The following is an 11,973-nucleotide window of genomic DNA, read 5'->3' as shown; positions in this document are numbered from 1 at the left end:
ACACGTTAGGGCCTCCTTCCGCGGCATGTCAACAGGCAAACACGAGGATGGCCATTGTGAACGACGTAACATTGATGAAACGGATTGATTCGATTCATCAATTGGGAGGTTCAGCGTGCCAAGCGGGCCGGGTGCAAAGCTGACGGACGTCGCCGCTCTTGCGGGGGTTTCGGTCGGCACTGTTTCGAATGTCCTCAACCGGCCGGACCAAGTGTCGATCGACAAGAGAAGCCGGGTCCTGGCCGCGATCGACCAGTTGGGATTCGTACGAAACGAATCAGCCCGCTCACTGCGGTCCGGATCCACCAGGAGCCTCGGCATGCTGGTCTTGGACGTTCGGAACCCCTTCTTCACGGATGTGGCTTTGGGCGCTGAGAACGTCGCCGAGGACCACAAGCATTCCCTGATCCTGGCCAACAGCGCCGAAGATGCCGGGCGTGAGCAGGCATATCTAGACCTGTTTGAGCAGCAGCGTGTCCAAGGCGTCTTGATCACTCCGTTCGGGAGCGTCCTTGAACGCCTCGAAAAGATGCGCTCCCGGGGCATCCCCTCCGTACTCGTGGACAGGCTCGCAAGCACAGATCAGTTCTGCTCGGTCTCCGTGGACGACGTCGCCGGCGGGGCGACGGCCCTGGACCATCTCGTTAGCGTCGGCTCAGTCCGCCCAGCGTTCGTAGGCGGTCCCTTCACACTGCAGCAGGTCGAGGACCGCTACCGGGGCGCCGCCGATGCGGCAGACAGGGCAGGAGTCCCCCTTCAATTATTTGAAACGCCGGACCTGAAATTTGAGCGTGGGCGCCAGGTTGGCGACCTCATCGGGAATCTCCAGCCTGCCAAGCGGCCGGACGCCGTGTTTGCCGCCAACGACCAACTGGCGCTTGGGCTCCTGCAATCCTTCGCGGCCAATGGGCTCCGCGTGCCGGAGGACATCGCAATCGTCGGCTTCGACGACATCGATTTTGCGTCCCAATCGAGTATTCCGCTCACCTCCATCAGCCAGCCGAGGCAGTTGATCGGAGAACGTGCCGCAGAGCTCCTCTTTGACGAAATCGACAGCGAGCACGGCCACGTACACAGCCAAGTGGTGTTCACGCCCGAACTCGTTGCCAGGCAGAGCACCCTACGCCACTAGCGGGGTGAGGGATCCCGCTCGGCGGAAGAGCCGCCGTCGACCTTTTCGAATCGCTACGCGATTAGTCTTCGCGCCCAGCGGAAGAATAAGGGACGCTGACGGCGTCATTCCCGGCCCCGGTTTGCCGATCAGCGAGTTCGCGCACGAGTGCCTTTAGCTCCTGGCGGAACATCGCATTATCGATGGACAACTGGGCTAGGACTTGCTGCTCGGATTCGACAGCCCGCTCCAGCGCTTGCACGCCAGCCTCGGTCAGGGACACGACATGTACCCTGCGGTCCTCGGAACTTCGCCGGCGGGAGATGTGGCCGTGGGCTTCGAGTCTATTGAGGGTCTGGCCCATGGTCTGGGCCTGCACCCGCACGATCTGCGCCAGCGTGGTCTGGGTGATGGGACCTGTGGCCGAGAGAACTTCCATCGCAATGACGCCAGCGTGGGTAAGACCGATCGACCTGAGGTTTTCATCCCAGGCGTGTTCCACTAGCCGGGCCGCTGTAGACAACAAGCGCCCCGTGGGCCATCGCTCAATGTCCGGCATGTCTCCATTGTAGGTCCGAGCGGATTTGGGGGGTGGAGGGGTGCTACTCCTGTAGCGGCCAGATGGTGCCGGACCTTCTCTATGCCCTATGCGATCCCGAGGAAAACCAGCAGGGCCCGTTCCACTTCCACTAGCTGGCCAGCGGTGAGACGCCCCAGCCGGGACTGGACGTTCGAGCGACGCACTGTGGTGATCTTGTCGATCATGATGTGACTCTCCCGGTGCCGGTCCCGTCGGTCGGCCCGACAAGGTTCCCCCGGCGTCGTAAAACCTCGCCCCCGTGCTGCCCGCCGTCCCGGCCACCGGAGCCGGCGGGGTCCCCGCCGCCGCGGAAGGGTTCGGGTTCACCGGCAGCGTGCTGGTCCCGGTGGCGGTGGCGAGCATCCCGTCCGGGGCATAGGACAGGGTCTCCCCCGCCCGGCCCGTCATCCGCCCCGCCCCATCCCAGGAGAACGTGCCCGTGGTCGGCGTCCCGGTGGCCGGGGTGGACGTCATCGACTGCAGCCGGTGCGGGCCGGGCTGGCCGGCCGCCGGATAGGCGTGCCTCTCGGTGGCCGCGAGGTTCCCGGCCGCGTCAAAACGCTTGACCTGGGACCGGTCCCCCCGCCGCCGTGTAAGTGTAGGTCTGCGCGTAGGGTGCCGGGCCGCGTAGTCATAGTTGTAGCACTGGTAATCATCCGGCGCCCCCGGCCGGGACGGGTACGACACCTCCCGGGCGCTCAGCTTTCCCGACGGGTATAGGTGTAGGTGGTGGTGCCCAGATCCGCGGTGACACCGTTGGCGATATTGGTTGCGGACTGGTTCGCCAGACGCCCGGTGGTCGCATCCCAGGAGTAGTAGACCTGGTTTGTCCCGGTGGTGTTGACCGTGTTGCTCGTGGCGTTCTTGTCGTACTGCTGGAACGTGGCGATCTGGTTCAGGTGGCCGTACGTACTGGGTCGAGCCGACCAGGAAGTTCCCGCCCTGGTCCTTGACCGTCATGGGATTCTCGAACGAGTCGTAGAAGGAATAGACAGTTTCAGGCGCGCGATTGTTTCCAAGTACCCCGCGACCGCGGCAGCAGATTAGTCATCATTGGGGGACGAACGGCCGCTCACTCCAGTTCACCGGTTGGGTGGCTGCGTCCATGGTGTTCCTTCCTATGCTTTGGTGTATTCGTCCCCCAGTTCCGGGTATGCAAGGACGGGGCGGGCACGGATGTGCACGCCCCGTCCTCTACTTTGGTACTGCCAGGTCAGTTCTGGGGTTCTACTGCGTGTTTGTGGGCGACCTGCTCCTGCTCGGGGGAGCTGTCTTGTGCGTCCCCGGTGGCCTCCTTTTTCTGTACCCGGCGAGCCCATGCTGATGTCACCATGGGACAGATCACCGCGGAGACGACAACCGACGCTGCCACGAGGACAGTGGCGTGGTCGGCGGCCGGGGCGTAGACGGGGTTGGCTGTGGCGATGATGGCCGGGACAAGGGCGGCGTTGCCGGCTGTGGTTGCTGCGGCGAGGCCTGCAACGCCGTCACCGCCGGTGAGCTTGTCGGCCAGCAGCAGCACGGCGCCGCCGACGAAGACCACGAACAGGCCGAGGGCGATGCCAAGCAGTCCTGCTTCCACGACTGCGTTGAGGTTGATGGTCAGGCCCAGGGCCAGGCCGAGGAACGGCACCATTGCGGGTACCAGTGGGGCCAGGAGATTCCGCATGTTCTTGTCCAAGTTTCCGAGGAGCATGCCCAGTGCCAGCGGGAGGATGGCGCCGACGAGTGCCTGCCAGGGGAAGGCGGACAGTCCTGCTATGCCGAGGGTGACCATGGTCAGGAAGGGGCCTGATTCCAGCGACAGGATGGAGTAGGCTCCGGCGTCGCGTTTGCGGCCGAACTGGCCCATGAGGGAGATGTAGAGCCCGCCGTTGGTGTCGTTGAGTGCGGCGACGAGTGCGAGGGTTGAGAGGCCTGCAAGGATTCCCGAGCCGATGGGTGCTTCGCCGAGGAAGCGTCCGGCGATGACGCCGATGAGGATGGCGAAGAGGATTTTGGAGCCGAGCAGTACGCCGCCCTTCTTGAGGATGTAGGGCGTGGATTTAACTTCCAGGGTTGCGCCGAGGCATACGAAGAACACGGCCAGGAGGGGTGCCAGGCCGGTGAAGAATGCGCCGGTGAAGGATCCGAAGAATTTTCCGGCGTCAGGTGCCAGGGTGTGGATGACGGCGCCGATGCCAAGGGGCACCAGCATCATGCCGCCGGGGACTTTTTCCAGGGCTTTCTTGATGGGAATCGACATTGATTTCTCCTGTGAATGGCTGGGGTGCTTGGTCCGCGCGTTCCGGGGAGGGTGCGCGGGTGGGGGTGTGTTTAGCCCAGGCCCGGGATGAGCAGGACTTTGCAGGCGTCTCCAGTGAGCAGTTCGACGGCTTCGTCGATGTCGCTGAGCTTCTTGCGGTGGGTGATGAGCCAGTCCAGTTCCAGCTTTCCGGAATCGAGGAGCAGCAGGCTTTGTTCCCAGGTTTCCCAGAGCCGGCGTCCGAAGATGCCGCGCAGGGTGATGCCCTTTTTGTTGATGTAGGCGGCGACGTCGACTTCTGCGGGGCGGCTGGGGTGTCCGACGGTGATGACGGTGGCTTCGCGGCGGACGGCTTCGAAGAGTGTTGTCACGGTGCCGGGGGCACCGGAGCATTCGAAGGCGACGTCGAAGCCGCCGCGGCGGCCGGTCAGTTCGCGGCAGCGGTCGATGATGCCGTCGTTGGGGTGCAGGGCGGTTGCGCCGAGTTTCTCGGCTTGGGCGCGCCGGTAGGGGTTCGGGTCGACGGCGATGACGTGGCTGGCGCCCATGAGCAGTGCCAGGTTCACGACGACGAGTCCGACGGGGCCTGCGCCGCTGACGAGCACGGCCCGGCCTGCGACGGTGTAGTTCGCGCGTTGGATGGCGTGCACGGCGACGCCGGCGGCTTCGAGCAGTGCGCCGGATTCGAGTGACAGGCCGGTGGGGAGCTTGACGCAGATGTCTTGCGGGACGGAGGCGTACTCGGCGAAGACACCGTCGATGTGCATTCCGAGGATGCCGGTGCGTTCGCAGGTGTGGGCGTCGCCGGTGCGGCAGGGGAAGCATTGTCCGCAGGTCAGGTGGCTTTCGAGGGCGACCTGGTCGCCGACCTTGAGCCCGGTGACGCCGGCGCCGACTTCGACGATGGTTCCTGCGCCTTCGTGGCCGAGGATGACCGGGAGGTTGAGGTTGAATGCCTGGGCTGAGGGGGTCCATTCGTAGAGTTCGCGGTCGGTGCCGCACAGGGACGCGGCTCCTACTTCGATAACGACGGAACCTTCTGTTGCTTTGGGGTCGCCGGCGTCGGTGACATAGGTGACGCCTCGCTCGGCTGCGTTCTTGACTACTGCCCTCATGGGGGCCGCCTTTCGTTGGTTCTGGTGATGCGTGGAGGGATATGTTGGGGAAGTCAGCCGGCGAGCTGGCCAGCGAAGCGGCGCAGGATGTCGGTCGGGCCGACCTGTCCGCCCTTGAGCAGGAGCCTGCAGCCGGCCAGAGCGGAGGCGCCGTCGGCCCGCAGGATGGGGCCTGCAGTGACGAATTGGTCCGACACCCGGAGTTGGCGTACGCCCATGGCGATGAGTGCATGGCTGGAGGTATCGCCACCGCAGACGGCGATGTCACGGGTGAGCCCGGCGTTTGCCATCCTGGCGGCGATGCCACCGATGAGTGTGCCGACGTAACCGGCATCCACCGGCTTAGCGGCACCGTAGCGGGGATCCGCCGAGCCCCTCGTGGTGTGGACGACAACGTTCCTGCCTGCCCGGAGGGCAGCGGAAACCTGATCGTCGAGGGCTACCACGAGGGCGCTGTCATCGCGCTGCAGCAGTCCGGCAGGCACAGGAACGTCCTCCCAGCCATTCGAGACAGCGTCGTTGATTTGTTCCGCTGTGGTGCTGGAGGCGGAAGCGCTGACGGCCAGCACCGGTCCCGTCGGGCGCTGCGGCCCAGGGGTACGGGGAGTCTGGTCCGAGATGGAGCGTGCCAGGGCTGCCATGATGCCGCCGGACCCGACGACGACGGACGGGCCGTGGCCGTGTTCTTCCCGGGTGAGCGCTTCCGCGATGGCGTCCATCTGGTGTTCGTCAACCGCGTCGACGACGAAGGCCTGCGCCCCGGGGTCCCGGCGCCGGTCGGCCCAGGAGTCCTTGAAGGTGCCGTCCTGGTAGGCGGGCAGGTGGATTGCCCCGGGCACCCGGGATCCGCCGAGCTGTTCGGCCAGGACCTCACGGAGGTCCGCCTCGGACATGGGGGTGGAAGGGTGCCGCGACATCACCGGATGGCGGTCCAACCGGTAAATTTTTCCGGCGTAGGTCGCGTAGTGATTGCTGAAGGCGGTGTAACGGCCGAAGCCCGGCTGGGCTGGCACCACGGGAATGGGGCCGTGCAGGGGGAACTGCTCATGGAGCAGCTGGATCCCGCGGCCGATGCTCCCGACAGTGGTGGAGCTGTCGAACGTGGAGCAAACCTTGTACAGCAGCACGTCCAGATTCAGGGCCGCAATCCCGGCAAGGTCACGGGCCACCAGGTTGTCGAACGCTGTTCCGGACAGGGACCGTGCCGGACCTGCGAACCCGACGACGTCGGTGTCCGTGGGCAGCGGCGCGTCCCCGATGACCAGGGCAGCTTCCAGGCCGTAGCGGTGGGACTGGGCCAGGACGTCGGCGGCTCCGGTGAGGTCGTCCGCGACGAATCCGAACGCAGTCATGTCAGGCACCCTTCCCGAAAGTCTGAACGGCGTGCAGGAGAGCATCGTCCCCCGTCCGTGCGAGTTTGTCGGCTGCGGACTGCAGCGGCACCCCGTCCACGGCTGCTTCCCACGCCTGGCGCAGGCTGCGCACTCCGGCGCCGGGACCGTCCGGGTGGGCTGCCACCCCGCCGCCGGCCAGCATCATCAGGTCGGTGGAACCAACCGCGTCGAACGTGGGGCCGGGAGTGGTGACGTTCTGCCCTGAGGACAACACCGGAAGTGGTGTGACGGTCTGTCCCAGAGGTTCGAGCAGGCTACGGATGTTGGCCGCGACTTCTTCGTCGAGTTCGTAGAACTTGCTGCCCAGCCCGCTGGCGTGCAGGTGGTCGGCGCCGGCAAGGCGGGCCATCTGCTGCCAGACCCGGTAGTCCATGCCCAGGGCCTTGGACCGCATGGAGGCGGCGAGGCCCGCGCGGTGGCCGTGGATGGGGACCTGGGCGAAGCTGCGCAGCAACGCCAGTGCGGGCATTCCCATCACGGGGATGTTCAGCATCACGCAGCGGCCACCGGCCTCCACCACCAGGTCGTGGCGCTTTTGCAGCCCGGCAAGATCGCCGGTGATGTTGAAGGCATACATCGTCGAGTGGCCCGTGACCTGCTCGGCGGCACGGATTTCCTCGGTAGCGACCGCGACCCGGCGTTCCAGCGGCAGGTACGCCGGATCAGTCATCAGCTCGTCATCCTTGATCAGGTCAATGGAGGCCATGGCCAGATCCCGAACCACCAGCCGGAATTCCTCTTCGGACAGCCCGATGTTGGGTTTGACGATGGTGCCGACCATGACGCCCTGAACGTCACTGACGAGCTTGCGGGTCCCTTCGATGCCGAAGGCCGGGCCAGGGTGGGCGGCGATGAAGTCCCCGGGCAGCTGAATATCCTCCAACCGGCACGCGTAAAGGTCACCCAGCTCGAAGAGATTGCCTGCAATGGCGGTCTGCAGGGTGGCCAGGTCAGCACCGATGTTCTCCATTGGGAAATCGACCGTCACCAGTGCGGCACGGACTTTTTCCGGGTTGGCCCGTGACGGCAGCGACGGGCGGCAGAAGCCAAGCTCCTGAACATCGGCTATCCGGGCGGCGTGCCGTTCCCGGATCCGGGCGGATTCGCCGGGCACCGGCAGGAACGTGCCGCTGGACTGCTCACCCGCCATGATGGCCGCGGCTTTCTCGGGCTCAATCTCAGACTCTAGGTAATAGGTGCAACGCACCGGGCGCGGGTCGCGCATGGACTCTCCAATTCGAGGGGTTTTGAAACTCACGTATCCGACCGTCACCTGCAGGTACTTTCACTTCGCTCACGCACCGATGCGGGCTCAAGCAGGTGACTCGCGCTTCGGGTCCAGGGATCTTCTGTGATCACCGGTCCGAAGTTGTACGTACCTTTGATACGTACAATAATGGGTGGCGTAGGTCACGTCAAGATCGATTGAAAACACTCCGGACCGCTCGAGGCATAGCGGGAGGGCTAAGATTTGCACAGCGGCAGAGGAGTTAGCGTGAGTTTGGAACCAGCAGAACCAGCATCGGAGCCGGCGGGACGCAGCGGTGGCCTGAACCGGGAAGCCGGAGGCCCGCTCCATGCCCAGATCCGGGACATCCTGCACCGGCAGATCGTGGACCTAGCATTGTCCCCAGGCTCCTCCCTGCCCACCGAAGAGGAACTGCAACGGCAGTTCGGCGTCTCCCGCAGCGTCGTACGCCAGGCCCTGTCAGGTCTCGCCGACCTCGGCCTCATCCGGCGCCAGCGCGGCCGCGGCAGCGTAGTGGCAGCAACACCTGTCCTTCGACGTCATGTTCAACGCGCCGGCGGCTTGGACGAGCAGGCGGCCGCGCACGGCCAGCGTCTACGCACCCATGTCCTCAGCGTGGAGCCTTCCGAACCGCCCCAGGCAGGCATCGAAGCCCTCAACACCACCAACACCTGGAAAATTGAGCGGGTCCGATACCTCGACGATCTTCCCGTTGCCTTCATGCGTACCTGGGTCCCGCGCGACTTCTTCCCGCACTTCACCGCCGAACTGCTCGAAAACGCCTCACTCCTCAGCCTGATGCGCGACCACGGCTACCACCCCGCCGGCGGACCCCGCCAAGTACAGGCCGTATCCTCCGACCCTGAACTGGCACGGAAACTGAACATCAACACCCGCGAACCACTGCTCCTGCTCCAAGGCGTCACCCGGGACGCACTCGGCCACGGCCTCGAATGGTTCAACGTCTGGCACAGCCCCAACACCGTCTTCGACGTCGACGCACAAGTCACCAACCAGCCAGGGCGCGTCTCCCAAGAACACCTCCGCCGCCTACGCAACCTGACCCAGCAACTTGAATCAGAACTAGCCGACCTCGAACGAGGAGCACTCTAAAGCCCCTACGGCAGCCGACCTCTGACATCCAGCGGCAAACCTCAAGGGTGGGGAGTCGACCCCGGCAGGGAGCAGGCGCAGCCCATACCGGCCAATGCCTCCTCCCGTTCGCCCGGCGGGTGCCCGGTACAGGGTGCGCGGCAAAGTGGTCACAGACTATTCCTCAAATTACTAAACGAAAGGCTTTCGCTTAGGGTGGCGAGCATTCCCCTTGACCACAAGCCCCAGCGGGTACGTTCCTAGCTGCGCGGAACGCGGCCGTTTCGCGGGCCCAGCCGGCCCTGTCTCAGGCGCAAGCCGTCGATCAGGACCTCGAGCCCGAATTCGAAAGCCGTTTCGGCACGGTCCCCGAGTCCCGCTGCTCCTTCGACGGCGCGCCCCAGCGCCGAATCGGCACCCGGCGCCACGTCCCAAACATTGCCGGGGGCGGAGAGGTCCAGCGCGGCGCCAATGGCGAAACTGTCGATCATGGCAAGGGCGGAGGCAACGTCCGCTCCCCGAAAGCCAGCTTCTTCCAGGACCGAAGCCATTCGCTCATAGAAGGCGATGACGCGGGCATTCCGTACCGTCTGCATCACCATAAGGGGTGCCGCGCGCGGATGCCGGGCGAAGTTCTCCCGGTAAGTGCGGATCTCAGACCGCAGCACGTCCTCCCAGCTGGCTTCGGCGTCGAGAGGCACGTCGGGACGCAAAGGGTCGCCCTCGGTAATGCGCCCCCTGACAAGTTCCAGGATCTCTTCCCGGCCGGATACGTGGTTGTAGATGGACGACGGGCTGACGCCGATCCGCGCGGCCAGCTTGGGGAGGCTGAAATCGCCGGACTCGTCAATGAGATCCAAGGCAGCCGTGACCACGGCGTCGATGGAGATCAACGGTTTGAGCGGGCGCGCCATGGTCGGGTCTCCTGAGGATGGGGTAGCACCAAGCTACCAGCCGGGCCGCGCGCGGCAGCGCGTGCACCGCCAGTCCTCGGAAAAGTGTCCCTACAATCCGAGATCCTTCTCTGCGGTGACCCAATTGTGGGCGATGGCTTTCTGCGCGTCGCCGAGGGCAATCCGGTGGGAGCAGACCGCCTTATTGAGCCGCGTTTCAATGGCATCCTTCGGGTTAGTGGTTCCCGGGGCGCCTTCCCGGTTCGGCTCGGGCCACAAATTGGACACCGCGTTGGTGCCACCGAGTTGGAGGCTGATCAGGTGGTCGAATTCAGTGGAAGGGACCGGAACCAGGCCGTATTGCTGGAGGCTGAGCTTCTTGACCTTGTCCGTGTCCGACGCAGCGGCACGGACGGTGGCAGTGTAACCGGACCGGCAGATCGTGCTGCCGATGTTTTCTTCGCTGACGGCCGGATCAATGGCACCGGGCGTGCACGACGGGTCAGGAAGAACCTCGCCTTTCGCGGGGTTCAGTGTCCTCACTTTGCACTGATTGGGAGAGAGTGCGATGTCCCGGCTGACCTTGTCCGGCGAATGGATCGCTTTTGGCGCGGCTTCCTGCACCACTGCGGCGTTGGGGGCCACGGCAGGTCCTGTCTCGCCCGGCTGGACGGGCTCGACGTCGTCCCCCGGGTCTGCGGCGACGGTCGGCGACCCTGCCGCATCACTGGAGGCCGCCGTTGCGTGGGCTTGCTGGCCGACGTACCAGAGCCCGCCGACCACAATGAACGCGATCAGGATGGCAGCGAGAAGGACATGGGTTTTGCGTGTGAAGGTCATTTTTCCTGTGGTTGCAAGGACTGGGAGCGGGGACGGTGGCACGAAAGGGGAGGCTTCCGGGCCCGCCTCCCCTTTCTACCGTCGGTTCACCCGGGAGCCTGCGAGGCGCGCAGGCGATCGAAGCAACTCGAGTAATGACACCTCGGCGGGCGACGCCCATACTGGGAGCATGAGCGTCAAGACCCGCCGCACAGCGGAGGGCGCCGCTGTTGCCACCTCGGCCGCCACCGCCCCCGCTGCTCCAGCAGAGCCAACCGCACCGGCCACTCCCACCACCGGTCCCATCACCCGGGAAGAACTGCAACTCGCTTCGCGCAACCACGCCATGCCCTTGGAGATGCTCCGATGGCCCATCACACCTTTGGGCATGCACTATCTCCTGGTCCATTTCGACGTCCCCCGGATAGATCCCGTCTCCTGGCGGTTGAATATTGGCGGGTTCGTGGAGCATCCGCACGAGTACACCCTGTCTGACCTCCAACACCGCGAGCGCCGCACCCTGGCCGTCACGATGGAGTGCGCCGGCAACGGCCGCTCGCGGCTGGAACCGCGGCCGGTGAGCCAGCCATGGGACCAAGGCGGAATAGGGACAGCCGAGTGGACGGGCACTCCACTCGCGCCGTTGCTGCTCGACGCCGGAGTCTCACCGGACGCCGTCGAGCTCGTCTTCACGGGCGCCGACCGCGGGATCCAGGGCGGTGTGGAGCATCAGTACGCGCGCAGCCTGACGCTTGCGGAAGCAATGTCCGACGACGTCCTGCTCGCCTATGAGGTCAATGGCCAACCTTTGCCACCACAGCATGGCTACCCTGTCCGGCTGCTGGTCCCGGGCTGGTACGGCATGACTAGCGTCAAATGGTTGCAATCCATCGAGGCAATCGACCACAGCTTCGACGGTTACCAACAGCTCGACTCCTACCGCTACACCCAGAACGCGGACGATCCCGGCGAACCCGTCCAGCGGATCAAAGTCCGCGCCCTGATGGTTCCCCCTGGCGTTCCCGACTTCTTCACGCGCCAACGCACGGTCGACGCGGGGCCAGTCCAGCTCGGCGGCCGGGCGTGGTCCGGGAACGGAACCGTGGACAGCGTGGAAGTCTGCGTAGACGGCGTGTGGGAGAAGGCACAGCTCGAGGCACCTGTCGGCCGGTACGCGTGGCGCGGATGGACGTTCACGTGGATCGCAACACCCGGTTCCCACGAATTGGCATGCCGTGCGACCGATTCCACCGGGCAGACACAGCCCGAGACGCCGGAGTGGAACTATCAAGGCATGGCAAACAACGACATACAGCGGCTGACCGTGACGGTCCGGGAATAAACAGTCCGGAAATAAGCAGTCCGGGCGTAACCAGTCCGGGCGTAACCGGCCCGTAAGGAAGCCGGGGCCGGGGCCGTTGACCGCGTGCAACGGCGTGAGTACTGTGAGTCCACTAACCATCGGCGCCGTGGAG

At 65.0% G+C, this 11,973-nt stretch carries 10 protein-coding genes and 1 pseudogene; 3 read left to right on the top strand and 8 right to left on the bottom strand.

The window, feature by feature from the left end:
* Nucleotides 1–115: 115 nt before the first annotated feature.
* Nucleotides 116–1,132 (top strand): LacI family DNA-binding transcriptional regulator, encoded by a 1,017-nt coding sequence (locus AC1DLO_RS14625; protein ID WP_476890408.1) that lies wholly within the window; start codon nt 116–118, stop codon nt 1,130–1,132.
* A gap of 61 nt (nt 1,133–1,193) precedes the next feature.
* On the opposite strand, the gene AC1DLO_RS14620 is transcribed toward AC1DLO_RS14625, so the two are convergent.
* The 6 genes and pseudogenes from AC1DLO_RS14620 to AC1DLO_RS14595 form a co-directional block, all read right to left on the bottom strand.
* Nucleotides 1,194–1,670, bottom strand: a complete 477-nt coding sequence (locus tag AC1DLO_RS14620; RefSeq protein WP_476890407.1) for a MarR family winged helix-turn-helix transcriptional regulator — start codon at nt 1,668–1,670, stop codon at nt 1,194–1,196.
* 86 nt (nt 1,671–1,756) lie between these two features.
* Nucleotides 1,757–1,888, bottom strand: a pseudogene (locus tag AC1DLO_RS14615) (type II toxin-antitoxin system PemK/MazF family toxin); the annotation flags it as partial.
* Nucleotides 1,889–2,904: 1,016 nt separating this feature from the next.
* Nucleotides 2,905–3,936 (bottom strand): 2-keto-3-deoxygluconate permease, encoded by a 1,032-nt coding sequence (locus AC1DLO_RS14610; RefSeq protein WP_476890406.1) that lies wholly within the window; start codon nt 3,934–3,936, stop codon nt 2,905–2,907.
* 71 nt (nt 3,937–4,007) lie between these two features.
* The gene (locus tag AC1DLO_RS14605) at nt 4,008–5,051 is read right to left on the bottom strand and encodes a zinc-dependent alcohol dehydrogenase (protein ID WP_476890405.1); all 1,044 of its coding nucleotides are present in this window, start codon (nt 5,049–5,051) and stop codon (nt 4,008–4,010) included.
* Between the two features lie 53 nt (nt 5,052–5,104).
* Complete coding sequence (locus AC1DLO_RS14600; RefSeq protein WP_476890404.1) at nt 5,105–6,403, bottom strand: four-carbon acid sugar kinase family protein; 1,299 nt, start codon at nt 6,401–6,403, stop codon at nt 5,105–5,107.
* 1 nt (nt 6,404) lies between these two features.
* On the bottom strand, nt 6,405–7,670 hold the full coding sequence (locus AC1DLO_RS14595; protein ID WP_476914509.1) for a RuBisCO large subunit C-terminal-like domain-containing protein: 1,266 nt from the start codon (nt 7,668–7,670) through the stop codon (nt 6,405–6,407).
* Nucleotides 7,671–7,940: 270 nt separating this feature from the next.
* Between AC1DLO_RS14595 and AC1DLO_RS14590 the strand changes: the two genes are divergently transcribed.
* Nucleotides 7,941–8,807 carry a GntR family transcriptional regulator gene (locus AC1DLO_RS14590; protein ID WP_476890402.1) on the top strand — a complete coding sequence of 289 codons (867 nt, stop codon included), beginning with the start codon at nt 7,941–7,943 and terminating at the stop codon, nt 8,805–8,807.
* A gap of 239 nt (nt 8,808–9,046) precedes the next feature.
* On the opposite strand, the gene AC1DLO_RS14585 is transcribed toward AC1DLO_RS14590, so the two are convergent.
* Nucleotides 9,047–9,700 carry a TetR/AcrR family transcriptional regulator gene (locus tag AC1DLO_RS14585; RefSeq protein WP_476890401.1) on the bottom strand — a complete coding sequence of 218 codons (654 nt, stop codon included), beginning with the start codon at nt 9,698–9,700 and terminating at the stop codon, nt 9,047–9,049.
* 90 nt (nt 9,701–9,790) lie between these two features.
* Nucleotides 9,791–10,519 carry a hypothetical protein gene (locus AC1DLO_RS14580; RefSeq protein WP_476890400.1) on the bottom strand — a complete coding sequence of 243 codons (729 nt, stop codon included), beginning with the start codon at nt 10,517–10,519 and terminating at the stop codon, nt 9,791–9,793.
* Nucleotides 10,520–10,688: 169 nt separating this feature from the next.
* Here AC1DLO_RS14580 and AC1DLO_RS14575 point away from each other — a divergent pair, with 169 nt between their 5' ends.
* Nucleotides 10,689–11,840, top strand: a complete 1,152-nt coding sequence (locus tag AC1DLO_RS14575) for a sulfite oxidase (protein ID WP_476890399.1) — start codon at nt 10,689–10,691, stop codon at nt 11,838–11,840.
* Nucleotides 11,841–11,973: the final 133 nt, after the last annotated feature.

This window comes from Arthrobacter sp. 01T419, assembly GCF_056398865.1.
The sequence above is the reverse complement of the archived record's forward strand: the minus strand, read 5'-3'. Positions and strand labels throughout refer to the sequence as shown.